The 25,607-nt window shown below is 71.5% G+C and carries 22 protein-coding genes; 8 read left to right on the top strand and 14 right to left on the bottom strand.

Annotation, left to right across the window (positions count from 1 at the left end; all coding sequences use genetic code 11):
* Together ACFOMP_RS15095 and ACFOMP_RS15090 are read left to right on the top strand one after the other, a co-directional pair.
* Window positions 1-1,476 (top strand): trimethylamine methyltransferase family protein (locus ACFOMP_RS15095; RefSeq protein WP_379031972.1); only part of this gene is annotated, 1,476 nt, incomplete at its 5' end.
* A gap of 46 nt (window positions 1,477-1,522) precedes the next feature.
* The gene (locus ACFOMP_RS15090) at window positions 1,523-2,257 is read left to right on the top strand and encodes a hypothetical protein (protein WP_379031969.1); all 735 of its coding nucleotides are present in this window, start codon (window positions 1,523-1,525) and stop codon (window positions 2,255-2,257) included.
* A gap of 41 nt (window positions 2,258-2,298) precedes the next feature.
* Here the strand turns inward: ACFOMP_RS15090 and ACFOMP_RS15085 are convergent, their stop codons facing one another.
* On the bottom strand, window positions 2,299-3,306 hold the full coding sequence (locus ACFOMP_RS15085; protein ID WP_289894421.1) for a GlxA family transcriptional regulator: 1,008 nt from the start codon (window positions 3,304-3,306) through the stop codon (window positions 2,299-2,301).
* Between the two features lie 196 nt (window positions 3,307-3,502).
* Here ACFOMP_RS15085 and ACFOMP_RS15080 point away from each other — a divergent pair, with 196 nt between their 5' ends.
* Window positions 3,503-5,164, top strand: a complete 1,662-nt coding sequence (locus ACFOMP_RS15080) for a thiamine pyrophosphate-binding protein (RefSeq protein ID WP_379031966.1) — start codon at window positions 3,503-3,505, stop codon at window positions 5,162-5,164.
* Window positions 5,165-5,343: 179 nt separating this feature from the next.
* Here ACFOMP_RS15080 and ACFOMP_RS15075 read toward each other — a convergent pair whose 3' ends face one another.
* From ACFOMP_RS15075 to ACFOMP_RS15050, 6 genes are all read right to left on the bottom strand, one after another.
* Window positions 5,344-6,768 carry an inorganic phosphate transporter gene (locus tag ACFOMP_RS15075; RefSeq protein WP_379031963.1) on the bottom strand — a complete coding sequence of 475 codons (1,425 nt, stop codon included), beginning with the start codon at window positions 6,766-6,768 and terminating at the stop codon, window positions 5,344-5,346.
* A complete protein-coding gene (locus ACFOMP_RS15070; protein ID WP_289894418.1) occupies window positions 6,765-7,232 on the bottom strand; it encodes an NUDIX hydrolase in 468 nt (155 codons plus the stop codon). The genes ACFOMP_RS15075 and ACFOMP_RS15070 overlap by 4 nt, the downstream gene beginning before the upstream one ends.
* On the bottom strand, window positions 7,229-7,660 hold the full coding sequence (arfB, locus tag ACFOMP_RS15065; protein WP_289894417.1) for an alternative ribosome rescue aminoacyl-tRNA hydrolase ArfB: 432 nt from the start codon (window positions 7,658-7,660) through the stop codon (window positions 7,229-7,231). The genes ACFOMP_RS15070 and arfB overlap by 4 nt, the downstream gene beginning before the upstream one ends.
* Window positions 7,661-7,726: 66 nt before the next feature.
* Window positions 7,727-9,778 (bottom strand): penicillin-binding protein 1C, encoded by a 2,052-nt coding sequence (gene pbpC, locus ACFOMP_RS15060; RefSeq protein WP_379031960.1) that lies wholly within the window; start codon window positions 9,776-9,778, stop codon window positions 7,727-7,729.
* A gap of 132 nt (window positions 9,779-9,910) precedes the next feature.
* Complete coding sequence (locus tag ACFOMP_RS15055) at window positions 9,911-11,056, bottom strand: YcjF family protein (protein ID WP_379031957.1); 1,146 nt, start codon at window positions 11,054-11,056, stop codon at window positions 9,911-9,913.
* 9 nt (window positions 11,057-11,065) lie between these two features.
* Window positions 11,066-12,433, bottom strand: a complete 1,368-nt coding sequence (locus ACFOMP_RS15050; RefSeq protein WP_379031954.1) for a YcjX family GTP-binding protein — start codon at window positions 12,431-12,433, stop codon at window positions 11,066-11,068.
* A 98-nt stretch (window positions 12,434-12,531) separates the two neighbouring features.
* Here ACFOMP_RS15050 and hrpB point away from each other — a divergent pair, with 98 nt between their 5' ends.
* Entirely contained in the window at window positions 12,532-14,952 is a 2,421-nt protein-coding gene (gene hrpB / locus ACFOMP_RS15045) for an ATP-dependent helicase HrpB (RefSeq protein ID WP_379031951.1), read from the top strand.
* A 40-nt stretch (window positions 14,953-14,992) separates the two neighbouring features.
* Here the strand turns inward: hrpB and ACFOMP_RS15040 are convergent, their stop codons facing one another.
* The 7 genes from ACFOMP_RS15040 to def (ACFOMP_RS15010) form a co-directional block, all read right to left on the bottom strand.
* On the bottom strand, window positions 14,993-15,541 hold the full coding sequence (locus ACFOMP_RS15040; protein ID WP_379031948.1) for an HdeD family acid-resistance protein: 549 nt from the start codon (window positions 15,539-15,541) through the stop codon (window positions 14,993-14,995).
* Between the two features lie 150 nt (window positions 15,542-15,691).
* A complete protein-coding gene (gene fmt, locus ACFOMP_RS15035) occupies window positions 15,692-16,585 on the bottom strand; it encodes a methionyl-tRNA formyltransferase (protein ID WP_379031945.1) in 894 nt (297 codons plus the stop codon).
* Window positions 16,586-16,610: 25 nt separating this feature from the next.
* Window positions 16,611-17,489 (bottom strand): dienelactone hydrolase family protein, encoded by an 879-nt coding sequence (locus ACFOMP_RS15030; RefSeq protein ID WP_379031942.1) that lies wholly within the window; start codon window positions 17,487-17,489, stop codon window positions 16,611-16,613.
* Window positions 17,474-19,111: an alpha/beta hydrolase gene (locus ACFOMP_RS15025; protein ID WP_289894409.1), complete on the bottom strand. Its 1,638-nt coding sequence runs from the start codon at window positions 19,109-19,111 to the stop codon at window positions 17,474-17,476. Before ACFOMP_RS15025 ends, ACFOMP_RS15030 begins: the two co-directional genes overlap by 16 nt.
* Before the next feature lie 722 nt (window positions 19,112-19,833).
* On the bottom strand, window positions 19,834-20,334 hold the full coding sequence (gene def, locus ACFOMP_RS15020) for a peptide deformylase (RefSeq protein WP_289894408.1): 501 nt from the start codon (window positions 20,332-20,334) through the stop codon (window positions 19,834-19,836).
* A gap of 283 nt (window positions 20,335-20,617) precedes the next feature.
* Complete coding sequence (locus ACFOMP_RS15015) at window positions 20,618-21,172, bottom strand: peptide deformylase (protein ID WP_289894407.1); 555 nt, start codon at window positions 21,170-21,172, stop codon at window positions 20,618-20,620.
* Window positions 21,165-21,686: a peptide deformylase gene (gene def / locus ACFOMP_RS15010; RefSeq protein WP_289894406.1), complete on the bottom strand. Its 522-nt coding sequence runs from the start codon at window positions 21,684-21,686 to the stop codon at window positions 21,165-21,167. Before def (ACFOMP_RS15010) ends, ACFOMP_RS15015 begins: the two co-directional genes overlap by 8 nt.
* A gap of 77 nt (window positions 21,687-21,763) precedes the next feature.
* On the opposite strand from def (ACFOMP_RS15010), the gene ACFOMP_RS15005 reads away from it, so the two are divergent.
* From ACFOMP_RS15005 to ACFOMP_RS14990, 4 genes are read left to right on the top strand one after another with little or no spacing between them, the layout of a single operon-like run.
* The gene (locus ACFOMP_RS15005; RefSeq protein ID WP_379031937.1) at window positions 21,764-22,948 is read left to right on the top strand and encodes a MalY/PatB family protein; all 1,185 of its coding nucleotides are present in this window, start codon (window positions 21,764-21,766) and stop codon (window positions 22,946-22,948) included.
* Window positions 22,945-23,595 (top strand): L,D-transpeptidase family protein, encoded by a 651-nt coding sequence (locus tag ACFOMP_RS15000; protein WP_379031934.1) that lies wholly within the window; start codon window positions 22,945-22,947, stop codon window positions 23,593-23,595. Before ACFOMP_RS15005 ends, ACFOMP_RS15000 begins: the two co-directional genes overlap by 4 nt.
* Before the next feature lie 56 nt (window positions 23,596-23,651).
* Complete coding sequence (locus ACFOMP_RS14995; RefSeq protein ID WP_379031931.1) at window positions 23,652-25,028, top strand: MATE family efflux transporter; 1,377 nt, start codon at window positions 23,652-23,654, stop codon at window positions 25,026-25,028.
* 30 nt (window positions 25,029-25,058) lie between these two features.
* The gene (locus ACFOMP_RS14990; RefSeq protein WP_019352577.1) at window positions 25,059-25,295 is read left to right on the top strand and encodes an Lrp/AsnC ligand binding domain-containing protein; all 237 of its coding nucleotides are present in this window, start codon (window positions 25,059-25,061) and stop codon (window positions 25,293-25,295) included.
* Window positions 25,296-25,607 lie beyond the last annotated feature (312 nt).

The raw sequence follows: 25,607 nt of genomic DNA, 5'->3' as shown, positions 1-25,607 counted from the left end.
GGCGGCCCCGGCGGGCAGCTGACCTATATCAGGCGCCAGGCGCCCAATTACGAGGTGCTGAGCGAGGAGGGGCTGGCCCTGATCGAGGCCAATGCCGACACGGTGCTGGAGGAGGTCGGGATCGAGTTCCGCGACGATCCCGAGGCGCTGGCGCTGTGGAAGGAGGCCGGCGCCGACCTGCGCGGCCAGCGCGTCCATTTTCCCAAGGGGCTGCCGCGGACGCTGCTGAAGACCGCGCCCAGCGTCTTTACCCAGCATGCGCGCAACCCGGCGCGCTCGGTGCAGATCGGCGGCGATGCCACTGTCTTCGCCCCGGTCTATGGGCCCCCCTTCGTGCGCGACCTGGACGGCAACCGCCGCTATGCCAGGCTGGAGGATTTCCGCAATTTCGTGAAGCTGGCCTATATGGCGCCCTCGATGCACCATTCCGGCGGCACGGTCTGCGAGCCGGTGGACGTGCCGGTGAACAAGCGTCACCTGGACATGCTGCTGGCGCATATGACGCTGTCGGACAAGCCCTTCATGGGTTCGGTCACGGCGCCCGAGCGGGCCGAGGACACGGTGGCGATGGCCCGGCTGCTGTTCGGCGAGGATTTCGTCGACCGCAATGCCGTGACCGTCAGCCTGATCAACGCCAATTCGCCCATGGTGTTCGACGACACCATGCTGGGCGCGGCCAAGGTCTATGCCCGCGCGAACCAGGCCTGCATCGTCGCGCCCTTCATCCTGGCCGGCGCCATGAGCCCGGTGACGGTGGCGGGGGCGCTGACCCAGGTGCTGGCCGAGGTGCTGGCCGGCGCCGCCTTCGTCCAGTTGGTGCGGCCGGGTGCGCCGGTGCTGTTCGGCACCTTCGCCTCGTCCATGTCGATGCAGTCGGGGGCGCCGACCATGGGCACGCCCGAACCGTCGCTGGTCGCCTATGGCGCGGCGCAGTTGTCGCGGCGGCTGGGGCTGCCCTTCCGCACCGGCGGCTCGCTTTGCGCCGCGAAGATCCCCGACGCGCAGGCGGCCTATGAAAGCGCCAACACGCTGAACGCCACCCTGCTGTGCGGCGCCAATTTCGTCCTGCATGCCGCGGGCTGGCTGGAAGGCGGGCTTTCCGCTTGCTACGAGAAGTTCATCATGGATGTGGACCAGTTGGGCATGGCGCAGAAATTCGCCGCCGGCGTCGATCTGTCCGAGAACGGCCTGGCGCTGGATGCGATCCGCGAGGTCGGGCCCGGCAGCCATTACCTGGGCTGCGCCCATACCCAGGCGAATTTCCAGACCGCCTTCTATCGCTCGCTGGTGGCCGACAACAATTCCTTCGAGCAATGGCAGGCCGAGGGCGAAAAGACCGCCGCGCAGCGCGCCAACCAGATCGCCCGGCGCTGGCTGGAGAGCTACGAGCCGCCGCCGCTGGACCCGGGCATCGCCGAAAGCCTGACCGATTTCGTGGCGCGCAAGAAAGCCTCGATGCCGGACGCCTTCACATGAAAGCCGCCGGTCTCAGCGCGCGAGAAGGTGGAGGAGCTGATCCATCGTGAGGTGTGGCGCACCACCGCGCCGGGGCGGCCTGGGCGCTGAACGGCCCGAGCGGGTCTGGGCCGCGCTTGGTCCCAGCGGCCTTGTGCTGCGCGGCGGGCTGAATTTCGCGGCGGATGAGCCGCGACCGCCGGGGCCGGACGGCCAGCCGGCGGCCGCGGTGCTTCTGGTCGGCAATGCCGGCGCCGGCTATTGGCCGGTTTTCACGCGCTGGCGGGACCGGCAGGATCCGCCGCCCACCGATCCGCTTGACCGCTGGTCGCGCGCGGTGCTGGAGAGGGCGGCCGCCGCCATCGGCGCGCGGGTGCTGATGCCCAACGACCGGCCCTTCGCGCCGTTCCAGCAATGGGGGATGCGGGCCGAGGGGCTGAAGCCCTCGCCGCTGGGGGTGCTGATGCATCCGCGCTTTGGCCTGTGGCACGCGTTTCGCGGCGCGCTGCTGCTGGATTGCCCGCTGGCGCCCGCCGCGCTGCAGCGTCTGAACGCGGCGGCCGGCGCGCCGCACCCTTGCGATTCCTGCGCCGACAGGCCCTGCCTGCGGGCCTGCCCGGTCGCGGCCTACGGGCCGGGGGGCTTCGACCCGGCTGCCTGCAAGACGCATCTGCGCCGCCCCGAAGGCGCCGGCTGCGGCGCTTCCGGTTGTCTGGCACGCAACGCCTGCCCCGAAGGCGTGGCATGGCGCTACCCGGCCGTGGTGCAGAGGTTTCACCAGCGGGCCTTTCTGGACGGCTGAAACCGGCCGGGCAGGGGCGGGTGGCCCGGGCCCGGCCTTGCTCAGCTGGCCTGCGCCAGCGGGATGATCTTGCGCTCGGCCCGCTCCTGCTGCGGCGAATGGGCGTAAAGCTCGCGGTAGCACTTGGCGAAATGCGAGGCCGAGACGAAGCCGCAGGCCATCGCCACCTCGAAGACCGACAGCGAGGATTGCATCAGCAGGTGGCGGGCGCGGTCAAGCCGGATCTCCAGATAGTAGCGCGCCGGAGAGCGGCCCATCTCGTGATCGAACAGCCGCTCGACCTGGCGGCGCGACAGGCCGACATGGCCGGCGATCTCGACCAGGGACAGCGGTTCGGCCAGGTTTGCCTCCATCAGCTCGATGATGGTCAGCACCTTGGGATTGTGGATGCCCAGCCGGGCGCGCAGCGGCAGGCGCTGGCGGTCGCCGGGGCTGCGGATGCGGTCGGTCAGCAGCTGCTCGCAGACCCGGTTCACCAGGCTTTCGCCGAAATCGTCGCGGATCAACTGCAGCATCATGTCCAGCGCCGCGGTGCCGCCGGCACAGGTATAGATGGTGCCGTCCACCTCGAACAGGTCGGCATGGACATCGGCGGCCGGGAAGGCCTCGGCGAAGCCCGGCAGGTTCTCCCAATGGATGGCGCAGCGCCGGCCGGCCAGCAGCCCGGCCCGCGCCAGCACATAGGCCCCGGTGCACAGCCCGCCGATCGCCACCCGGCGGCTGTTCACCTCGCGCAGGAAGGCAAAGGCCGGGCGCTGCTGATAGGTCTCGATGTTGAGCCCGGCGCAGACGATCACCATCGAGGGTCGATCCGAGCCGGCCAGCTTGCGCCGCTCCTCCTCCAGAGAGGTGTCGACCGTGCATTCCACCCCGTTCGAGGCCCGGACCGGCCGGCCGTCGACGCTGGCCAGCCGCCAGCGATAGCCCTGATAGCCCAGCATCCGGTTGGCGGCCCGCAGCGGCTCCAGCGCGGTGGCAAAGGCGATCATGGTAAAATCGGGCACCATGAAAAAGACGATCGAACGCTTGATAGCGCCGCCGTGTGTCACTTGTTACTCTCCTCCCCAAGCGGACCGCCGGCTTGCGGCCGCGATCCTCGGGAAAGCGTCTGCCTGCAGGCGAAATGCGTCAATAGCGCCGAGGGCCGGCCCCCTGCGACATGGTGCCGCCGGGCCGGCGATGGCTTGCCAGCCCGCCGCAAGCTGGCCCAGACTGCCGACCGGAAAAGCAGCGAAGGGGACGGCGATGCGGCATGGCGGGCAGATACTGGTCGATGCGCTGAAGGCGAACGGGGTCGGGCGGGTGTTCTCGGTCCCCGGCGAGAGTTTCCTGGCGGTGCTGGACGGGCTTTACGCCTCGGGCATCCAGAACGTCACCTGCCGGCACGAGGGCGCCGCCGCGATGATGGCCGAGGCGCAGGGCAAGCTGACCGGCCGCCCGGGCGTGGCTTTCGTCACCCGCGGCCCCGGCGCCAGCAATGCCAGCGCCGGGGTGCATGTGGCGCGGCAGGATTCGACGCCGATGATCCTGTTCGTCGGCCAGATCGCCCGCGGCGACCGCGACCGCGACGCCTTTCAGGAGGTCGATTACCGCGCCATGTTCGGCCCGCTGGCGAAATGGGTGGCCGAGATCGACCAGACCGAGCGTATCCCGGAATATCTTTCGCGCGCCTTCCACCTTGCCATGTCGGGTCGACCGGGTCCGGTGGTGCTGGCGCTGCCCGAGGACATGATCTCGGCCCGGGCCGAGGTGCCCGACATCGCGCCGCCCGCCGCGCCGCTTTCCGCCGTCGCCGGCGAGTCGGTCGCGGCCATCGCCCATGCGCTGGCCGGGGCCGAGCGGCCGCTGGTGGTGCCGGGCGGGACGCTGTGGTCGCAGGCCGCCGCCGGGGATCTGGCGCGTTTCGCCGAAAGCTGGGGCCTGCCGGTCGCGGTGCCCTTCCGCCGCCAGGGGCACATGGACAATGCGCATCCGAACTATGTCGGCGACCTGGGTGTCGGGATGAACCCGGCGCTGGGACAGGCGCTGTCGCAGGCGGATTGCCTGCTGTCGCTGGGCTCGCGGCTGGGCGACACGCTGACCCGCGGCTATGAGCTGATGGACCCGGTGCGCCCGCGGGCGCGGGTGATCCATGTCCATCCCTCGCCCGACGAGCTGGGGCATCTGTGGCGGCCCGATCCCGGGCTGGCGGCCGATCCGCGCGCGGTGGTGGCGGCGCTGGCGGCGCTGCCCGACGCGACGCGCTGGGACGCCTGGACCGCCGGGCTGCGCGCGGGCTACGAGGCCTGGCAGCAGCCCCGCCCCACCCCGGGCGCGGTGCGGATGGAGGCGACGGTGCGCTGGCTTTCCGACCACCTGCCGCCGGACGCGATCGTCACCAATGGCGCGGGGAATTACGCGGCCTTCATCCATCGCTATTACCGCTTCCGCCGCTGGGGCACGCAGCTGGCGCCGACCTCGGGCTCGATGGGCTACGGCCTGCCGGCCGCCATCGCCGCCAAGCTGCAGCATCCGGGCCGCATCGTGGTCTGCATGGCCGGGGACGGCTGCCTGCAGATGACCGTGAACGAGCTTTCGACCGCCGCCCAGCATGGCGCCGCCGTCATCGTCATCGTGGCGAATAACGGCCATTACGGCACCATCCGCATGCATCAGGAACGCAGCTATCCCGGCCGGGTCTCGGGCACGGCGCTGGCCAATCCCGATTTCGTCGCGCTGGCCCGCGCCTATGGCGGCCATGGCGAGCGGGTCGAGCGGCAGGAGGATTTCGCCGATGCCTTCGCCCGGGCCAAGGCGGCCGGGACGCTGGCGGTGCTGGAACTGGTGCTCGACCCCGAGGCGCTGAGCACCGGCGCCACGCTTTCGGAAACCCGCGCGGCGGGCGAGGCGGCGCTGCGACGGGCCTGAGGCCGGGCGGCTGGCACGCCGGTCTGGCGCCTACGGGACCGGATGGCGGCCGGCCGCGTCCGGACCGGGGCGCGCGGTCAGCGCCGCAGGCGAAGCCCGGCGACAAGAGGGCGCATGGCCGGTGCTGCCGGACGCCGGGAAACGAAGCCGGGACACAAGGATCTTCCGGAAAGCCCGCCCTAGAACCCGCCGATCCAGACCAGCGCCGCGGCCAGCGCCGCAGCCGCCGGCACCGTCACCAGCCAGGCGCCCAGGATCATCCGCATGTAGGATCGGCGCACCAGATGCCGTCGCCGGCGTTCCTCGTCCGGCAGCGGCGCGTGGCTCGCCGCCAGCCGCCGGTCGCGCCATTCGCGATAGAAGCCGACGCCGAACACGCCGCCCACCGCGACATGCGTGGTCGAGACCGGCAGGCCCATCAGCGAGGCCGCCAGCACCGTCGCCGCCGTCGCCAGCGACACGCAAAGCGCGCGCGCGGCGTTCAGCCGGGTGATGCGGCTGCCGACCATGTGCACCAGCCGGCGCCCGAACAGCAGCACCCCCAGCGCGATGCCCAGGCCCCCCAGCAGCAGCACCAGCCGGCCGCGCAGCGCATCGCCGCCCGCCGCCGACAGGCTGTCGAGGATGATGGTCAAGGGCGCCGCCACGTTCGAGGTGTCGTTGGCGCCGTGGGCGAAGCCCATCACCAGCGCCGAGGCGGCCAGCGGCACCGCCAGCAATTGCTTCACCGCCAGCCGCCCGCCGCCGGCGCCGCGCAACTGGCGGTCGATGCGCCGCCGGGTATAGACCCAGCCCAGCAAGGCACAGACCAGCACCAGCACCGCGTTCGCCGCCAGTCCCGTGCCGTGCCAGGCCAGTTCGGCCACCCCCGCCAGCATGGCCGAGGTCAGCGCGACGGCAACCGGCATCCACATGCGGGCGGCAGCCAGGCGATCCTCGCGGTCCATGACCAGCCAGCGCAGCAATGCCATCAGCCCGGCGGCGATCAGCCCCGCCACCAGCGGCGAGACGATCCAGCCGAAGGCGATCATCGCCATCGCCGGCCAGTTCACCGCGCCCAGGCCGAAACTTGCCATGCCGGCCCCGGCGATGGCGCCGACCACGGAATGGGTGGTGCTGACCGGCGCGCCCAGCCAGGTGGCCAGGCTGATCCAGCTGCCCGCCGCCAGCAGCGCCGCCAGCATCATCCGCGCCGTCGCCTCGCCTTCGCCCAGCGTGCTGCCGACCAGCCCTTCGGTCAGGGTCGCGGTGACGCCGCCGCCGGCGATGACCGCGCCCAGCACCTCGAGGACGGCGACCGAGAGCAGGCCGGTGGTCATGCCGATGGCGCCGGCGGCGACCGCCGGCCCCAGGGCGTTCGCGACGTCGTTGCCGCCGATCGACATGGCCAGATAGGCGGCGACGGCCATGCTGGCCGCCAGGATGCCAAGCGCCGGCTGGTCGGCGAAGAAGCCGGTGCCGACATAGGCGGTCGCGGCGATGAAGATCAGCCCCAGACCCAGACGCATGAACGACCGCGCCGAATGCAGCACCGCCCGCTCGGTATGGGTGACGCGGCTCAGATCCTTGTCGAGCGTGCGGTATTCACGGGGTTCGCGCCTCATTCCGGGGGGCGCCGGTGCTGCGCCGGCAGGCTGCGCAGCAGCTGCTTCAGCCCGGTCTCGGCCACCATCCGTGCGGCGTCCCCGGGGGTGAACCAGCGGCGCTTGCGCTCATGCGCCTCGGGGAACTGCGCCTCCAGCGCCTCGACGTAAAGCGGGAACACCCGGACCTCGACCGGGATGGCGAAGCCGCGATCCTGGTCCTTGTCATAGTGATAGCGGCCGATCTCGGTCTCGCTGATGCGGCCCTGGACGCCGGCCTCCTCCCAGGCCTCCTGCCGCGCGGCGTCGGCCAGGCTGCGGCCGGGCATGGGCCAGCCCTTGGGCACGATCCAGCGCCCGGTGCCGCGGCTGGTCACCAGCAGCACGTCGCCGCTGGCCTCGTTCAGGCACAGCGCCGCGACCTGCAGGTCGGGCGGCCGGCGGCCGATCAGCCGCGCCAGCCTTTCGCGGAACTCGGCGATCATGCCGGATCCTCCGCGTCGCGGATGCGGCCCCGCGTCGCCTTCACCTCGCCGCGCTGGGTCTTGGCGGCCAGCCGGCGGCGCTGGCTGCCCAGGGTGGGCCGGGTGGCGATGCGCTTGCGGGGCGCGATCAGCGCCTGGCGGATCAGCTCGGCCAGCCGCTCGCGCGCCAGTTCGCGGTTGCGGGCCTGGCTGCGGGTTTCCTCGGCCCGGATCAGCACGGCGCCGTCCTGGGTCCAGCGCCGCCCGGCCAGCCGGCGCAGCCGCGCCTTGACCGGCGGGGCCAGATGCGGCGACCGCTCGGCCTCGAAGCGCAGTTCCACCGCGGTCTCGACCTTGTTCACGTTCTGCCCGCCCGGTCCCTGCGAGCGGGTGAACTGTTCGGACAGCTCCCATTCCTGGATGGTGATCTGATCGTTGATGCGCAGCATGATGCGAATATGTCGCAAATCGCCGACAAGAAAAGGCCAAGCGAATCCGAAACCGCGCAAATTGCTTCAGTGCAGCCGGATTGCCGCAGTCGCCGAGGCGCCATTCGCATCCACCACCGTCAGCTCGGCGAAGCCGGGACCGGGATTGGGCAGGCTGGCCATGGGCTGCGGCTGGGCGATGGCGGCGGGCGCACCGTTCAGCAGGAAGGTCCAGGGCCCGCGCCCGCCCCGCGCCTTGGCGGTCAGCGGCCCTTGCGCCTCAAGCTCGGCCCCGTCCGGCGGATAGGTCAGGCGCAGCGCATCGGGGCTGGCGGGGCTGGCCGCGGCGGCACTGGCCTCGCCCGCCGGGGCAAAGCGGCGCAAGGGCAGCGGCAGGGCGCTGTTCGGCAGCGTCAGCGTCTGCGGCGGCGGCGGCGGCAGCGCGACCGGGGGCAGGGCGTCGAACAGGTCGAACAGCACCGGCGCCGCCAGCTCGCCGCCGAAGGCGCCCGGCACCGGCGTGCCGTCCGGCCGCCCCAGCCAGACCGCGCCGACCCGCGCCCCGTCGAAACCCACCGCCAGCGCGTCGCGATGCCCATAGGAGGTGCCGGTCTTGTAGGCCATCGGCCGCTGCCGCGCGCCATGTGGGGCGGGGTTCTGGCTCAGGATATGGCCGACCTGCCAGGCCGCGACCGGGCCGAACATCGGCGCCGCCAGTTCCCGGCTGCCGCCCGGCAGCGGCGACAGCGTGATGCCCCGCCCGCCGCGCGCCAGGGCCGCATAGCCCTCGGCCAGCCCCTCCAGGGTGACGCCGGCGCCGCCCAGCACGATCGCCAGCCCCGGCATCTCGCCGGCCAGGCGCATTTCGACCCCGCCGCGGCGCAGCGCCTGGACGATGCGGTTCGGGCCGACCGCCTCGGCCAGCTTCACCACCGGGATGTTCAAGGACCAGATCAGCGCGTTTCTCAGGCTGACGGTGCCGCGGAAATGCTTGTCGAAATTCTGCGGCTGCCAGCGGCCGAAGGCGGTGGGCCGATCCTCGATCAGCGTCTCGGGATGCGCCAGCCCGTCGTCGAAGGCCATCCCGTAGACGAAGGGCTTCAGGGTCGAGCCCGGAGAGCGCCAGGCCCGCGCCATATCGACGAAACCGCTCGACGCGCCATCCGTCCAGTCCGCCGCGCCGACCTCGGCCAGGATCTCGCCCGTCCGGTGATCGGCCAGCACCACGGCCGCCGACAGCCGCCGCCCGGCGCCGCGCACGGCACGCGAGGCCAGCTCCTCGGCCCGGCGCTGCAGGCGCGCATCGAGGGTGGTCTCGATCCGCAAGGCGCCGGGATGCTCGCGCAGCAGCCGCGCGGCCAGCAGCGGCGCCAGCGCCGGAAAGGCCCGCCGCACCCGCGGCACCGGCTCGGCCATCGCCGCCTGCGCATCGGCGTCCGAGATCAGCCCGGCCCGCGCCGCCCGCACCAGAACCCGGTCGCGCGCCGCCTTGGCGGCCAGCGGAAAACGGTCCGGCCGCCGCGCCTCGGGCGATTGCGGCAGCGCCACCAGCAGCGCCGCCTGCGCGGGGGAAAGCCGCCGCGGCTCCTTGCCGAACCATTGCAGGCTGGCGGCGCGGATGCCCTCGACATTGGCGCCATAGGGGGCAAGGCGCAGGTAAAGCTCCAGGATCTCGCGCTTGCCCAGCCGCCGCTCCAGCGCCAGGGCCAGCCGCATCTGCCGGGCCTTCCCGGCCCATTGCCCGGTCGGCCCTTCCTCGATCAGCCGCGCCACCTGCATGGTCAGGGTCGAGCCGCCCGAGACCACCCGCCCATGCCGCAGCGCCTGCCAGCCCGCCCGCAAGAGCGCCCGCGCATCAATGCCGGCATGGCGGCGGAACCGCCGGTCCTCCCAGGTCGTCAGCATGTCAAGAAACAGCGCATCGACCGGCCCGGCATCCAGCCGCCAGCGCCCGTCCGCGACCTGGAAGGCGCGCAGCAGCCTGCCGTCCCGCGCCACCACCTCGACCCCGACCGGCACGTCCAGCCGCGGCAGCGCCGTCGCATCGACCCAATCGTCAAACCGGTCCCGCGCCCCGGCCCCGATGCCCAGGACCAGGACGGCAGCCATCAGCGACAGGGCGAAGCGGCGCGATCTCATGCCCGATCCATATGCCAGACGCGGCCAAACCTCATCTTCCTCGTTCTCCAAATGCTCAGGAAACCGCGACGCGGACCGGAGGCCGGCGCTTTCACCGTTTTCCAAATACCCCGGCGGCCGCGCAATCCGCGCCTATTTCGCCTCGTCCTCGCCGAACAGCCCCTTCAGCCCGCGCGCGATCAGGTTGCCGACCTTGGGGCGCGGCTGGTGGATGAAGGGCAAGGGCCGGCAGACCTCCATCGCCGCGATGCCGACGCGGGCGGTCAGCGCGCCGTTCACCACCCCCTCGCCGAAGCGTTTCGAGACCTTGGCGAGCAGGCCGCCGCCGGCGACGGTATGGATCAGATCGTCGCCGGCCGCCACGGCGCCGGTGGCGACCAGATGCGTCATCACCGTGCGCGCCAGCCGCCAGCCGCCGACGGCGCCGGCGCGGCCGCCATAGATCTCGGCCATGCGGCGGATCATCCGCAGGTTCGCCGCCAGCGCCGCGATCACATCGGCCAGCGCCAGCGGGATCAGCGCGGTGGCGGCGGCAACGGTGCGGGCGGCGGCCTCGATCTCGCGCCGGGCCTGCTGGTCCAACGGCGCCAGCAGCTCGGTCTCGGCCAGGGCGATCAGCGTCGCGGCGTCATAGGCGTCGGGTTTGCGCTCGCGCAGCCGGGTCAGGCCCCATTCCAGCTCGGGCCGGGCGCGATACAGGCTTTCCATCCGCCCCACCACATGCTGCGCCGCCTTCAGGTCGCCGGATGCCAGCGCCGCCCCGGCCTCGCGATTGATGCCGTCGATGGCGGCAAAGCGCGACCAGGCGCGGTATTCGCGAAACGCCATCGCCAGCGCGGCGAGGCAGAACAGCCCCATCAGCCCGATGCCGATCCAGCCGAGCAGCGGATAGCTGTTCAGCAGGTCGGTCAGGTAACGCAGCGCCGCGACCGACAAAAGAAAGGTGAACAGCGCCACGCCGCTATTGATGAAGAAGCGCGTCAGCCGCGACGGACCGCGCCCGACCAGCCGCGCCACCAGCTGCATGGTGCGCGGCTGCGGCAGGGGCGGCAGCCCGTCGTCGATCATCGGCGCATCGGCGGGCGAGGGCAGGGCCTCGCCCTCGCGCCACTCGGCCCGCGGCGCCTTGCGGTCGCGCTGGTCCGGTCTGGGCGGTTCGGAGCGGTCCGGTTCGGCTCGGCCGGGCTGGGGCTGGGTGGGTTCGGTCGCGGCCTCCGGCCCGGGCGCCGCGCCCATTTCCAGCAGCACCGGCCCGCGCCGTTTCGGGGGGTCAGCCATGGCGCTCTCCTATAGCCTGTCGCCGATCAGGAATTCCGCCGCGCGGTCCAGGCGGATATGCGGCGGCCCGTCGCCCGGCCGCAGCGTGCCCGGCGCCGGGGCGAAATCCATGATCGCGTAATCGCCGTCCAGCCAGCGCGTCGCGCCCTGGCTTGCCGGCACCAGCAACTCGGCCGGGTTGGCCGGCAACTCGCCCGGATAGAAGGCCGCCTGCCGCCCGTCCATCAGCGTGCCGCGCACGGCGGGCAGCTCCTCGCCTGCCTCTCGGATCATCTCCTCGGTGGTGGTGCGCAGCGCGGCGATGGACATGGCCTCGGTCCGCGCCCCCGAGAAATCGGCGCGGTCGCGCGCCTCGCGCAGCATGGCGGCGGTGATTGCGGTCAGGCGCGGGTGCTGGATGTGGTGCAGGTGGTCGGCCTTGGTCGCGGCGAACAGGATGCGCCCCACCCGGCGCGAGCCCAGCAGCTGCGCCAGCCAGCCCGCGCGGCCGGGGCGGAAGGCGGTCAGGATGTCGGCCATGGCGCGGCGCATGTCCTCGACCGCCGGCGGGCCGGCATGGATGGCGCCCAGCACGTCCATCAACACCACCTGCCGGTCGATGCGGGCGAAATGGTCGCGGAAGAACGGCTTCACCACCCGCGCCTTGTAGGCCCCGAAGCGCCGCGCGAATTCGCGCCCCAGTGGCGTCGCGCGCATCTCTTGCGGCAGCGGCGTGAAGGTCAGCGCCGGCGAGCCGTCCAGTTCCCCGGGCATCAGGAAGCGGCCGGGGGTGCAGTCCGACCAGCCCGCCTCGCGCGCCAGGTGCAGGTGGCTTGTATAGGCGGCGGCCAGCGCCTGCGCCGCCGTCTCGTCAAAGCGGGCGGGATCGGTGGCGGCCAGCGCGGCGCGGAAATCCCCGGCGCCGGGGCGGCCGGCCATGCGGTCCAGCACCTCCTGCGACCATTGGTCGAAATCCTTCTCCATCAGCCGCAGGTCCAGCAGCCATTCGCCGGGATAGTCCACGATGTCCAGATGCAGCACCTGCTGGCCGCGCCAGCCGGCGATCAGCCCGCGCGGCTGGATGCGCAGCGACAGGCGCAGCTGGCTGACATGGCGCGTGCCCTCGGGCCAATGCGGGTCGGGGCCGGTCATCGCCGCCAGGTGCCGTTCGTAGTCAAAGCGCGGCACGGTGTCGTCGGGCTGCGGCTGTAGCCATGCCGCCTTCAGCGAGCCGTCGGCCGCGGCCCGCAGCGCCGCCATGCGGCCACGGTCCAGCAGGTTCGCCACCAGAGAGGTGATGAACACCGTCTTGCCGGCCCGCGACAGCCCCGTCACCCCCAGCCGGATCACCGGGTCGGAGATGCCCAGGCCTTGCATCAGATCGTCGGCGATACCCATTCCGTCCCTCGCTTTGGCCGGGTCAAGATAGGCAGGCCGGGGGCGGATGTGTAGAGGCAGGTCTTTTCGCCCCGACGGCGCTTTGCCATAAGGCGGGGATGCAATTGCCCATCGACGCCGTATTGCCCGACCTGACCGCCGCGCTGGCCGCGCATGGCCGCGCCGTGCTGATGGCGCCGCCGGGGGCGGGCAAGACCACCCGCGTGCCCCTGGCGCTGCTGCCCGTCATTCCCGGCCGCATCACCATGCTGGAGCCGCGCCGCCTGGCCGCCCGCGCCGCGGCCGAGCGCATGGCCGAGACGCTGGGCGAGCCCCTGGGCCGCACCGTCGGCTATCGCATCCGCGGCGAGGCGGTGCCGGGCGCCCGCATCGAGGTGGTGACCGAGGGCATCCTGACCCGGATGATCCAGTCCGATCCCGGGCTTTCGGGCATCGGCTGCGTGATCTTCGACGAATTCCACGAGCGCAGCCTGAATGCCGATCTGGGTCTTGCCCTGACATGGGAGGCGCGGCAGGCGCTGCGTCCCGACCTGGCGCTGCTGGTGATGTCGGCGACGCTGGATGCCGAGCCGGTGGCGGCGCTGATGGAGGGCGCGCCGGTGATCCGCTCGGAAGGCCGGGCCTTTCCGGTCGAGACGCGTTGGCTGTCCCGCCCCTTGCCCGCCGGCGCCCGGCTGGTGCCCGAGGCGGCGCGGCTGATCGTCCAGGCAGAGGCGGAGACGCGCGCGATGGGCGGCACCATCCTGGCCTTCCTGCCCGGCGAGGGCGAGATCCGCCGCGTGCAGGCCATGCTGGATGTCCGGGCCGAGATCCTGCCGCTTTACGGCGCCATGGATTTCAAGGCGCAGCGCGCCGCCCTGCAACCCGCGGGCGGCGAACGGCGGATCGTGCTGGCGACCGCGATCGCCGAGACCTCGCTGACCATTCCCGACGTGAAGGTGGTGGTCGATGCCGGCCGGGCGCGGCGGGCGCGTTTCGATCCCGGCTCGGGCATGTCGCGGCTGGTGACGGAACGTGTCAGCCGCGCCGAGGCCGAGCAGCGCCGCGGCCGTGCCGGCCGGGTCGCGCCGGGCATCTGCTATCGCATGTGGGCGCGGGCCGAGGAAGGCGCGCTGCCCGCCTTCGCCCCGCCCGAGATCGCCGTGGCCGACCTGGCCGGGCTGGCGCTGGAACTGGCGATCTGGGGCTCGGACGGGCGCGACCTCGCCTTCCTGACCCCGCCGCCCGGGGCGGCGCTTTCCGAGGCGCGGGGGCTTCTGCGCGATCTCGGCGCGCTGGACGCGGGCGACCGGATCACCGATCACGGCCGGCGGCTGGCGCCGCTGCCGCTGCATCCGCGTCTGGGGCATATGCTGGTCACGGCCGGGCGCGAGGCCGCCGACCTGGCGGCGCTGATGGCCGAGCGCGATCCGCTGGCCGGTGCGCCCGCCGACCTGACCCTGCGTTTGGCGGCGATCCGCGACCTGCGCGCCTATCAGGACCGCCACCCCTGGCCGGTCAACCAGGGCGTGCTGCACCATATCCGCGACGAGGCGAAACGCCTGCGCCGGATGGCGGGCGAAGGCGCCGGCCTGTCGCCGGGCGCCATGGCGGCGCTGGCCTATCCCGACCGCATCGGGCTGCGCCGCAAGGGCGAGCAGCCGCGCTATGTGCTGTCGGGCGGCAAGGGCGCGGTGCTGCCCGAGGGCGACGCGCTGGCCGCACGGCGGCTGATCGTGGCGACCGACCTTGATGGCGATGCGCGCGAGGCGCGCATCCGCATGGCGGTGGCGGTGGAGGAGGACGAGATCCGCGCCCTGTTCCCCGACCGCATCGAAACCGCCGAACTGGTGGAATGGTCCCGCCGCGACAACCGCGTCCTTGCCCGCCGGCAAGAGCGGTTTGGGGCGCTGGTGCTGGCCGACCGGGCGCTGGACGATCCCGACCCGCAGGCGCTGGCGCGCGCCGCCTTCGACGGGCTGCGCGCAAACGGGCTGAGCTGGAGCCCCGGTGCCGCGCGGCTGCGGGCACGGATCGCGCTGATCCCGGACCTGATCGGGAATCTGGGGCCGGTCGATGACGAAAGCCTGCTCTCCGATCCCGACTGGCTGCTGCCCTGGCTCGGCAAGGCCCGGACCCTGGCCGACCTGCGCGCGCTGGACCTGACCGAGGCGCTGAAGGCGCGCATCGGCTGGGACGGCCAGCGCCGGCTGGATCAGGCGGCGCCGGCGCATTTCGTCACGCCGCTGGGCCGCAAGGTGCCCATCGACTACGACCACGAGACCCCCTCGGTCGAGCTGAGGCTGCAGGAACTGTTCGGCCTGTCGCGTCATCCGGTGGTCGGCAACCGGCCGCTGCGCATCACCATGCTGTCGCCCGGCGGCAAGCCCATCGCGGTGACGACCGACCTGCCGGGCTTCTGGGCCGGCAGCTATGGCGAGGTCAGGAAGGACATGCGCGGCCGCTATCCGCGCCATCCCTGGCCGGAAAACCCGCTCGAGGCCGACCCGACCACCCGCGCCAAGCCGTGCGGAACCTGATTGCGTCTTCGTTGCCCAAATACCCCTGCGGCCGGGCAACCTAGACCGATTTCAGCCCCCTGAGCCGGAAGGCCAGCACGATCATCGCCGCGCCGATCAGCAGCGCGAACAGCCCGATCAGCCAGGCGATGCCAAGCAGCCCGGCCGTCGGCACCAGCGCCAGCAGCACCCCCCAGACGACCAGCAGCAGGCCGCTGAGACCCAGCGCCCATTCGCCCTCGATCTCGTCGCGCAGCCGGATGGCGGCGATGATGCGGAAGATGCCGGCGACCACGCCCCAGGCGGCCATCCAGATGATGAAGGCCAGCGCCGTGGCCGCGGGCCAGAACAGCGCCATCAGGCCGATGATGACCGACAGCACGCCGTCCAGCGCCCAGGCCCACCAGCGGTCGTCCGCGGCCTTGCGCCGGAAGGCCGTGATGATCGCCATCACGCCGTCGAAGATCGCATAGGCGCCAAAGACCAGCAGCAGGGCATAGACGGTCAGCCCCGGCCAGATCAGCGCCATCAGGCCGAACAGGATCGCCGCGATGCCGCGCAGCAGCGGCACCCACCAGTGATCGGCCATCACGCGGATCAGCTTCTCCATGATAGTTGTCCCCCTTTCAGGCGCTTTCGGGATCGCCGGATCGAACAGCCTTGGATCCGGTCTGACAGGGAAAGATTAACATGGGGTTGCGCGGAGCGGCGCGTGCGGGCCTCAACAACCGAAATTTGTTGCGAATTTGCTACAATGCCGTCAATCCAGCCGCTCGGGCAGGGCCATGCCGCGCAGGATCTCGGCGGCGGGCATCGGGCGCTTGCCCTCGCGCTGTGCCGCGATCACCTCGATGGCGCCCTGGCCGCAGGCGATGGTGAAGCCCGAAAGCACCTGTCCCGGCGCGCCCGAACCGGCGGCGGGGCGGGCGCGCAGCAGCTTCACCCGCTCGTCCCGGATCAGGCACCAGGCGCCGGGAAAGGGCGAAAGCCCGCGGATCTGCCGGTCCACGGCCTCGGCCGACTGGCGCCAATCGACCCGCGCCTCGGCCTTGTCGATCTTTTGCGCATAGGTCACGCCCTCGGCCGGTTGCGGCCGGGCGGGCAGGGGCAGGCGGTGCAGCGTCTCGACGATCAGCGCCGCACCCATTTCCGCCAGCCGGTCGTGCAGGTCGGCGGTGGTGTCCTCGGGGCCGATGGCGGTGCGTGCCTCGGCCAGCACCGGGCCGGTATCCAGCCCCGTCTCCATCTGCATGATGGCGACGCCGGTTTCCGCATCGCCGGCCATGATCGCCCGATGGATCGGCGCCGCCCCCCGCCAGCGCGGCAGAAGCGAGGCGTGGATGTTCAGGCAGCCCAGCCGCGGCGCCTCCAGCACCGGCGGGGGCAGGATCAGGCCATAGGCCACCACCACCGCCACGTCGGCGGCAAGCGCGGCGAAATCCGCCTGCTCCTGCGGCGCATTCAGCCGCTCGGGGGTGCGGACCGGCAGACCCAGCGCCTCGGCGGCGCGCTGCACGGGCGAGGGGCGGGGCTTCTGCCCGCGTCCCGCCGCGCGCGGCGGCTGGGAATAGACCGCGACCACCTGGTGCCGCGCGGCGATGGCCCGCAGCGCCGGGACCGAGAAATCGGGTGTGCCCATGAAGATGACGCGCATCGCTGCCCTCCTTAGTGTCGGGATCTCATATCCCGGGCGCGGGCGCGGCAAAACCCTGCATGAAGGCACGGATGTCGCGAGTGGCGCGCGCCCGCGCCTCGGCGTCGAACTCCAGCGGCGAAAGCGAGGAGCGCTCGCGCTGGTCGAAGCCGTGATTGATGCCGGGATAGGTGGTGACGGTCAAATGCGCGCCCCGCGCGACCAGATCCGCGCCCATGCTTTGGCAATCGGCGGAATCGATGATCGAATCCTGTTCGGCCAGCAGCATCAGCCCCTGCACATGGCCGGGCCACGGTCCCTTGGCGCTGCCGTTCAGAAGGCCGCAATAGGGATAAAGCAGCACCACCGGGCCAAGCTGCGCGGCCAGGGTGCCGCGCGGCGCGGGCCATGCGGTCAGACCGGGCGGCGGGGCGTCCTGCCCCAGCGCGCGCAGCAGTTCCATCGCCGTCCAGCCGCCATGCGAGGCGCCGAGCAGCGCCACGTCCGAACCGTCGATGCCCGGCATCTCGCGCAGCGCCGCCAGCGCCACGGCCAGGTCGCCGGCACGCTCGGCCTCCGGCAGCACCTGCCCGGCGCAGAGCGCCCGCCAGGCCTGCGCCTTGTCCAGAAGCCGCGGCGCATGGCTGTCGAGGATCAGCGCCGCCCGGCCCATGGCCACGAACTGCCGCGCCCAATAGTCCATGTTGTCATGCACGCCGTCGCAGCCCGACAGCAGCACCGCAGCGGGATGCGGGCCGGGGCCCGCGGGCCGCAGGATGCGCCAATGCGGCTCCAGCCGGGCCAGCCGTTCGGCCGGGGTCTCGGTCGCGGGCTGCCAGCCGGCATAGTTGCGCGCCGTGTTCAGCCCCAGTGCCAGCGCCACCAGCCCCAGCAGCGCCGCCGCAAGGATCAGCCGTTTGCGCATCCAGGCCTTCCGTTCTGGCCGCAGATCGCCTTGAGCCGTTCGGTATCGGCCGCCGTCCAGCCCTCGGGCGCGGTGACCGCCACCCAGCCGTCGATATAGTCGCGGGCGTGATAGCTGTGGCCGAAGCCCGGCGGCGCCGAGGTCGAGACCAGCATGTCCACCGCCAGTTGCAGCTGCGTCACCACCGGGGTGAAGCGCAGCCGGGGCGAGACGTCGGGTGCCGGCGCCTCGCGCATCCATTCCGGTGCCCGCCACAACGAGGCCGGGTCGTAGAACACGATCGGATCGCTGGCATATTGCAGGAACAGGATGCGCAGCCGCCCCCAGGGCCGGCCCGAGCGGTCGGGCGGCGCGTATTGGCTGGCATAGCGGATCACCTCGCCCTCATCCAGCTCGGGCAGGACAAGGCGGCTGCCGGGCTGGCGCGCGCCATTGGCCTGCCGCCACAGGGTCGAGGTGAAGGGCGGACCCACCCAGAACGCGCCGGCGACCGGCTCGTTCATCATCTGGAACGGGTTGAAGGCATACATCGACGACCAGGCGCCCAGCGAGATGCCGTGCAGATACAGCCGCGGCCGGCGGTCGGCCGGCAGATGGCGCCAATGTTCATAGACCACGCGCATCAGTGCCGTGGTCTGGTCGAGACCGGATTCGGTCTCGAAGATCAGCGCCAGCGGGCTTTGCAGATAGGAATATTGCACCGCCACCGTCGCCACGTCGCCGTCATGCATGTATTCCAGCGCGTCATAGCTGGCCGGGTCCATCCAGCCGGTGCCGGTGGGGCTGGCCAGCACCAGCACCTTGCGGTCGAAGGCGCCGACGCGCAGCATCTCGTCCAGCGCCGCCCTGGCGCGCACCTCCGGGTCGTTGTCCTGGGCCAGGCCGACATAGATGCGCAGCGGTTGCTTCGCCGGCCGGCCGGCGAAATCCGCGATGGCGCCGGCACGCGGCCCGCCCAGGACGAAGTCGCGGCCCGGCTTGCCCATCAGCGCCCAGTCGATGCCGGAGGCGGCCGAGCCGGAGCGCCATGGCTCGGCGGGCGGGGCGACTTTCGGGTCGGCAAGGTGCTGGGCCGCGGCATAGGACCTGTCGGCGATGCGCATCGCCCAGTTCACCACGCCGTCGCGGGTCAGCGTCACCACGATCAGCGCCGCCAGCAGCAGGCCCAGCACATTGGCGCTGCGGGTCGGAATATAGCGCGCCAGCCGCAGCCGCAGCAGGTCGAAAAGCGCCTGGATCGCCTTGCCGATCACGAACAGCAGCAGGAAGACCGCCAGCGCCAGCGCCAGCATCTTGGCGGTGTTGTTCACCTCCAGATCCGGCATGCCCATGCGGGCGCGGATGCTGTTCTGCCATTCGCCCGACAGGATCACCCCGCGCCCCAGCAGCACCAGGACCGGCACGGCCAGCACCGCATGGGCGATGCGCGCCGGCCGTTCCTTCAGCACCGGCAGCTCCAACGCCCGCCACAGCGCCAGCAGGAACTGGGTCAGCACATAGCCCGCCGCCATCGAGACCCCGGCCAGCACGCCCTGCATCAGCCAGTCGCGCGGGATCAGCGAGGGCGTGAGCGAGGCGGCGCAAAACAGCAGGCCGGCAAGAAGGGGCAGCACGGAAAACATCACTGGCCTGGCGACTCCGGGCTGGGCCCGCGGCGCAGGCGGGCGGGTTTCAGCGGGAACGGAAGGCCCGGCCGCGGAATGCCGGGCGCGGGTCTGCCGGACGGCCGCTCCCTGCCCGCCCGTTCTGACCCGAGGTTAAGGGGGTGTCGCGGCAAAGAAAAGCGGTTCTCGCATCCCCATGCCTCGCATCCCCATGCCGTGCGGGCCGCGCCCCGGCTGCTCCTTCCCGTCGCTCGCTCGGCCGGCGGCCCGCATTGCACGGTCGTTCATCGGCACGGTCGTTCATCGGTTCGCCGCCGTCCCCTGCCGTCGCGCTGTCTTCTGCTGCCGGTTCTGGCTGCAATTCGTTCGCTGCGCCGCCGCGTCGGCCTGCCTCGGCCCCCTGGCGGTCCCGGTCCCGGTTCCGGCCCGCACCCCGGCACCCACGCATATGCACCCGTCTCTCTGCCGCCCGAGGGCAGGTCGCGGACGGCATGAGCCATCTTCTCTGTTGTCCAAATACCCGGGCAATCGCCAATCCGGCTTCGCGCGTGGCGCAGGGCGTCGGACATCGCGGCGCCGGTCCGAACCAGAGCCACGCTGCCTGCCGCGCCCGCCGCCCGCCGCAGGGAATGCGGTTTTTCCGTGTTCCAGACAGCCCTGCGACCCTGCCGCAATCCGACGCGCGAACGCTGCGTTCACCACGACAGGACCGGCGGCAGTCGGGCCGCGGCCCGGTCCCCTCAGCGCCGCGACAGTTTCGCCGATTTCGCCACCAGCATCTTGCGGCGCAGGGGCGAGAGGCGGTCGACATAAAGCCGGCCGTCCAGATGGTCGATCTGGTGCTGCACCGAGGTCGCCCAGAGGCCGACGAAATCCCGCTCCTCGATCTCGCCCGCGGCATTCAGGAAACGCACGGTCACCGCCCGCGGCCGCTCGATCCGGGCCGAGACGCCGGGCAGGTTCGGGCTCGCTTCCTCGTGCGCGCGCAGCTGCACGCTGGCATGCAGGATCTCGGGATTGGCCATGCGCAGCGCCTGGCCGCGCTTGTCGGACGCGTCCACCACCGCCAGCCGCTGCATGATGCCGATCTGCGGCGCGGCAAGACCGACGCCCGGCATCGCCTCCATCGTGTCGATCATGTCGTCCCAGATCATCCGCACGGTTTCGGTGATCGCGGCGACCGGCTCGGCCGGGACGTGCAGCCGGCGGTCGGCATAGGGCAGGAAGGGGCGGACGGTCATCGGGCGGCCTTGTCAGGAATGCCCGCCGGGCTATCACGGCGGCGAATGAAGGTAAATCCGGCCCGGACTGTCCGCCCGCCGCGAATCGCGGCGGACATGGACGGCGCCCTGTCCATAGGCATGCCATTCGTCTTGGGGCGGCAGGTGCCTTTCGCGGCCGCGGGCCAGTCGCCGGCCAAGCCAGAGGCCGGCGAGAAAGCAGAGGATCTGGGACAGCGGGAACAAGCGGCGACTCCGGCGGCGGCATCTGTCCCCGGTCTAGCGCGAAACAGCTAAGGCCGGCTTAACGCGCGTCGGAATCCCGGCCGTCCAGCGCGTCGAGGATCAGCCGGCCGTCGAGATGGTCCGCCTCGTGCTGGGCGATGCGGGCCTCGATCCCGGCCAGGGTCAGCAATTGCAGCGTCCCGGTCATGTCGAAACAGCGCATCGAGACCGCGGCCGGCCGCGTCATCGCCACCGGCCGGCCGGGGATCGAGAGGCAGGCTTCCTCCATGGTCGCGACCTCGCCGCCCAGCGGCGCGATCTCGGGGTCCATGACCACGCGGGGCAGGGGCGCGCCGTTCTTCCAGCCGTGATCCATGACGAAGATCCGCCAGCTTTCGCCGATCTGCGGCGCGGCGAGACCGCGGCCGCCGGCGTGATACATGGTCGCGAGCAGGTCGGCGGCCAGCTGCGAGACCCGGTCCCAGGCCAGGCGCCCGACCGGGTCGCAAGGGCGGCGCAGCACCGGGTCGGGGTAAAGCAGGATCGGGCGGATGCGCCCTTGCGCGGCAAGCGCGGCAGCGTCGGGGCCCCGGGGCGCCTGCGCGGCATCCTCGCCCGACAGGGGCTCAGGCACGGCCGCGCTCGCGCTTCAGCTTCACCATCTTGCGGGTGATCATCTGGCGCTTGATCGGGCTCAGGTAGTCGATGAACAGCTTGCCGTCGAGATGGTCGATCTCGTGCTGGGCGCAGGTGGCCCAGAGCCCCTCGAACTCGCGCTCATGCGGCTTGCCGTCCAGGCCGAGCCAGCGCACCCTGACCTCGGCCGGGCGGGTCACGTCGGCATATTGGTCGGGGATCGACAGGCAGCCTTCCTCATAGGTGTTCAACGCCTCGGAGGTCCAGGTCACCTCGGGGTTGACCATGACGATGGGATTGCGCGGCGCCTCGGGATCCTTTTCGCAATCCATGACATAAAGCCGCGACAGCACGCCGACCTGCGGCGCGGCCAGGCCCACGCCCGGCGCGTCATACATGGTGGCCAGCATGTCGGCGGCCAGGGTCTCGATCTCGGGGGTGATGCGGGCCACCGGCTCGCAGGGCTTCTTCAGCCGCGGATCGGGGTGGAGGATGATGCTGCGCAAAGTCATGACCGTGATCTAGGGCAAGCCTTGGCCTTGCGCAACAAGCCGCTATGCTGCGCCCGAACGGAAAACGAGGGGAAACCATGGCCCAGCCCGATTTCGACGAACTCATCGACCGCACCGGCACCGCCTGTTCCAAATGGGACGACATGCAGGCGATCTACGGCGTCTCGCCCCGGGACGGCATCGCGATGTGGGTCGCGGACATGGATTTCCGCCCGCCGGCCCCGGTCCAGCGCGCGGTCGAGGCGATGGTGGCGCATGGCGTCTACGGCTATCCCGGCGCCAACCCGGCCTATCTCGAGTCGATCCGCTGGTGGATGGAGACGCGGCACGGCTGGCAGGTCCAGCCGGAATGGATCCTTTCGGCGCACGGGCTGGTCAACGGCACGGCGATCTGCGTCGATGCCTTCACCCGGCCGGGCGACCGGGTGATCGTCATGACCCCGGTCTATCACGCCTTCGCCCGGGTGATCCGCGCGTCAGACCGCGAGGTGGCCGAGTTTCCGCTGGCGATCGAGGACGGCCAGTATCGCATGGACTGGCAGGGCTGGCAGAAGCTGCTGACCGGGCGCGAGCGGATGCTGATCCTGTGTTCGCCGCACAATCCCGGCGGCAGGGTCTGGAGCGCCGAGGAACTGCGCCAGGTCGCCGAGTTCTGCGCCGCCCATGACCTGGTCCTGGTTTCGGACGAGATCCACCACGACCTGGTCATGCCCGGCAGCCCGCGCCATTCCGTGCTGGCGACGGTGGCGCCGGACGCCGCGTCCCGGCTGGTGACGCTGACCGCCGCCACCAAGACCTTCAACATCGCCGGCGCCCATATCGGCAACCTGATCGTCGCCGACGAGGGGCTGAGGAAGCGCCTGCAGAACCGGCTGCTGGCGCTGGGCATCTCGCCGGGCCTGTTCGGGCCGGGCATGGTCGCCGCCGCCTATTCGTCCGAGGGCGCGGCCTGGGTCGATGCGCTGGTGGCCTATCTGGACGGCAACCGGCGGCTGTTCGACGACGGCGTGAACGCGATTCCCGGCCTGCGCTCGATGCCCTTGCAGGCGACCTATCTGGCCTGGGTCGATTGCTCGGGCACCGGCATGGAACGGGCCGAGTTCACCCGCCGCGTCGAACAGGACGCCCGCATCGCCGTCAACCATGGCGGCAGTTTTGGCACGGGGGGCGAGGACTTCCTGCGCTTCAACCTTGCCACGCCGCGCGCCCGGGTGGCCGAGGCCGTGGCGCGGCTGCAAGAGGCGTTCCGCGACCTGCAATGAAGCGGCTGGGCGCGATCTTCTCGGCGCTGTGCCTGGCGGCGGCGCTTTGGGGGCTGTGGCTGATCTGGGCGCCGCCTTCCGCGCCCGTCCCGGCGCCGCAGCCGCCGGCGGCGGGCTGGCACTGGCCGCGCCTGCCCGATCTGCGCCTGCCGGAGTTCCGGCTGCCGCGCATCACCCTGCCGCCGGTCTTCCAGCGCCCGGCGGCACGGCCGGAAACGCCGATCGCCTCGCCGGTCCGCCGCATCCTGGTTGAGAAATCCGCCCGCCGCATGACCGTCTGGCAGGAAAGCGGCCCGCCCCGGACCTTCCGCATCGCCCTGGGCTTCGCGCCCGAGGGCGACAAGAGCCGCGAAGGTGATGGCCGCACGCCCGAGGGCACCTTCCGCATCGACCGGCTGAACCGGCAGAGCGCCTATCACCTGTCGCTGGGCATCGACTATCCGCAGCCCCGCCACCGCGAGGCGGCGCGCCGGCTGGGCGTCAGTCCCGGCGGCGACATCATGATCCACGGCCAGCCGAACCAGGTGCCCGACGGTTACCGGGTCAAGGGCGACTGGACGGCCGGCTGCATCGCCGTCGACAATGCCGAGATCGCCGAGATCTTTGCCCATGCCCGCATCGGCACCGAGGTCGAGATCCGGCCCTGAGCCGTGACCCGGCGTGACGGCTTGCCGCAGCCTCTGCCCAAGGATAAGGCAGAGCCATGACCATGGATCGTTACGCCCCGCATCTGCGCGCCACGCTGGCGCTTGGCCTGCCGCTTGTCGGCAGCCATCTGGCGCGCATGGCCATCGGGGTCGCCGATACGGTGATGGTCGGCTGGTACGGGGTCGAGGAACTGGCCGCGCTGGTCATCGCCACCTCGTTTTTCCACATCATGTTCTTTCTGGGCATGGGCTTCGGCATCGGCGTGATGGGGCTGATCGCCGCCGCCATCGCCCGCGACGACGAGATCGAGGTCCGCCGCTCGACCCGGATGGCGCTGTGGCTGTCCATCCTGTTCGCGCTGCTGGCGATGCCGCTGCTGTGGTTTTCCGAACCGATCCTCACGGCCATCGGGCAAAAGCCCGAGGTGGCGGCCTTGGCGCAGGATTATCTGCGCATCGCGGGGTTCGGTCTGTTGCCGGTGCTTTGCGGGCTGACGCTGAACAGCTATCTGGCGGCGATGGAGCGCGCGCAGGTCGTGTTGTGGGTCACGCTGGCCGGTCTGCCGGTGAACGTGTTCCTGAACTGGGTGCTGATTTTCGGCAAACTGGGCGCGCCCGAGCTGGGCGTGCAGGGTGCGGCCATCGCCTCGGTCTCGGTGCAGGCGCTGCAACTGGTGTTGCTGGTGGCCTATGCGGGCTGGCTGCCTGCGGCGCGCAAATACCACCTGTTCCAGCGCTTCTGGCGCGCCGACTGGGCCGAATTCAGGGCGGTGTTCTGGCTTGGCCTGCCCATCGGCCTGACCATGGTGGCCGAGGGCGGGCTGTTCGTCGGCTCGAACGTGATGATGGGCTGGATCGGGACGCGCGAACTGGCCGCGCATGGGATCGCGCTGCAACTGGCCTCGATCACCTTCATGCTGCATCTGGGCATGTCGAATGCCGCCACCATCCGCGCCGGTCAGGCCAAGGGTCTGGGCGACGCCTCGCTGATGCGCGATGGCGCGATCGCGGTGACGGCGGTGTCCCTTGTCATCGCGGTGATGGCGGTCGCGGTCTTCGTGCTGTTCCCGCGCCAGCTGGTCGGGCTTTATCTGGACGGCAGCGATCCCGAAACCCCGGTGCTGATCGGCATCGCCACCGGGCTGATGTTCTATGCCGCGCTGTTTCAGCTGACCGATGCGATGCAGGTGATCGGTCTTGGCCTGTTGCGGGGCGTGCAGGACACGCGCGTGCCGATGATCATCGCCGCGATCAGCTATTGGCTGGTCGGCATGCCCATCGCCTATGGGCTGGCCTTTGTCGCCGGGCTGGGGCCGGCGGGGCTGTGGCTGGGGCTGGTCGCCGGGCTGACGGTGGCCGCGATCCTGTTGATGCGCCGCTTCTGGCGGGGGCTTGCGCGCGGGGACTGGACCCGGGACGGGCACGCGGTCTAGGTTGGCCCAGCAGATCATGTGAGGCCCGCCATGCGCCCGGTATTCGTCCAGTTCCGTTGCTCGCCCGGCAAGACCTACGAGGTCGCCGACGCCATCTACGACCGCGAGATCGTCAGCGAGCTTTACTCGACCTCGGGCGATTACGACCTGCTGGCCAAGATCTACATCCCCGAGGACCAGGATGTCGGGCATTTTCTGTCCGAGAAGCTGTTCGATATTCCCGGCATCTGCCGCACGCTGACCACGATCACTTTCAAGGCCTTCTAGGCCGCGGTCCGGTCGGGCTTTGCCCGGTCGCAGGCCCCCGTCCCCGTCGCCGTCGCGTGTGTGCCGCGCGACGCCCCGGGGTATTTCGGCAACGGAAAGCCGGCAGGGCCTTCGGTCGCATTGGCCGGAGCGGCGGGCTGCGGCAGGATGGCCGGATGCGCGAGGGGGATTCCATGCACGACACGGCCGGGGCGGCGCGGGCGCTGCTGGCGCCGGAATGGCCGGGGTTGCGGCGGGCGGCGCTGCTGTCGGCGGCCGCGGGACTGTTGTGGCTGCCGATGGCCTGGTGCGCGGCCCTGGCGCTGGCCGGGG

The organism is Paracoccus simplex (assembly GCF_042648325.1).
GTDB lineage: Bacteria > Pseudomonadota > Alphaproteobacteria > Rhodobacterales > Rhodobacteraceae > Paracoccus > Paracoccus simplex.
This window is presented reverse-complemented; position numbering and strand designations above follow the sequence as displayed.

Bases quoted from the DNA above. Each gene is read 5' to 3' on its own strand.
- ACFOMP_RS15055 (WP_379031957.1), bottom strand. From the start codon at position 11,056: ATGGCTGACCCCCCGAAACGGCGCGGGCCGGTGCTGCTGGAAATGGGC.
- ACFOMP_RS15025 (WP_289894409.1), bottom strand. From the start codon at position 19,111: ATGTTTTCCGTGCTGCCCCTTCTTGCCGGCCTGCTGTTTTGCGCCGCC.
- ACFOMP_RS15005 (WP_379031937.1), top strand. From the start codon at position 21,764: ATGGCCCAGCCCGATTTCGACGAACTCATCGACCGCACCGGCACCGCC.
- hrpB (WP_379031951.1), top strand. From the start codon at position 12,532: ATGCAATTGCCCATCGACGCCGTATTGCCCGACCTGACCGCCGCGCTG.
- fmt (WP_379031945.1), bottom strand. From the start codon at position 16,585: ATGCGCGTCATCTTCATGGGCACACCCGATTTCTCGGTCCCGGCGCTG.
- ACFOMP_RS14995 (WP_379031931.1), top strand. From the start codon at position 23,652: ATGACCATGGATCGTTACGCCCCGCATCTGCGCGCCACGCTGGCGCTT.
- arfB (WP_289894417.1), bottom strand. From the start codon at position 7,660: ATGCTGCGCATCAACGATCAGATCACCATCCAGGAATGGGAGCTGTCC.
- ACFOMP_RS15075 (WP_379031963.1), bottom strand. From the start codon at position 6,768: ATGAGGCGCGAACCCCGTGAATACCGCACGCTCGACAAGGATCTGAGC.
- ACFOMP_RS15070 (WP_289894418.1), bottom strand. From the start codon at position 7,232: ATGATCGCCGAGTTCCGCGAAAGGCTGGCGCGGCTGATCGGCCGCCGG.
- ACFOMP_RS15040 (WP_379031948.1), bottom strand. From the start codon at position 15,541: ATGGAGAAGCTGATCCGCGTGATGGCCGATCACTGGTGGGTGCCGCTG.
- def (WP_289894408.1), bottom strand. From the start codon at position 20,334: ATGACCGTCCGCCCCTTCCTGCCCTATGCCGACCGCCGGCTGCACGTC.
- ACFOMP_RS15080 (WP_379031966.1), top strand. From the start codon at position 3,503: ATGCGGCATGGCGGGCAGATACTGGTCGATGCGCTGAAGGCGAACGGG.
- def (WP_289894406.1), bottom strand. From the start codon at position 21,686: ATGACTTTGCGCAGCATCATCCTCCACCCCGATCCGCGGCTGAAGAAG.
- ACFOMP_RS15000 (WP_379031934.1), top strand. From the start codon at position 22,945: ATGAAGCGGCTGGGCGCGATCTTCTCGGCGCTGTGCCTGGCGGCGGCG.
- pbpC (WP_379031960.1), bottom strand. From the start codon at position 9,778: ATGAGATCGCGCCGCTTCGCCCTGTCGCTGATGGCTGCCGTCCTGGTC.
- ACFOMP_RS15050 (WP_379031954.1), bottom strand. From the start codon at position 12,433: ATGGGTATCGCCGACGATCTGATGCAAGGCCTGGGCATCTCCGACCCG.
- ACFOMP_RS14990 (WP_019352577.1), top strand. From the start codon at position 25,059: ATGCGCCCGGTATTCGTCCAGTTCCGTTGCTCGCCCGGCAAGACCTAC.
- ACFOMP_RS15030 (WP_379031942.1), bottom strand. From the start codon at position 17,489: ATGCGCAAACGGCTGATCCTTGCGGCGGCGCTGCTGGGGCTGGTGGCG.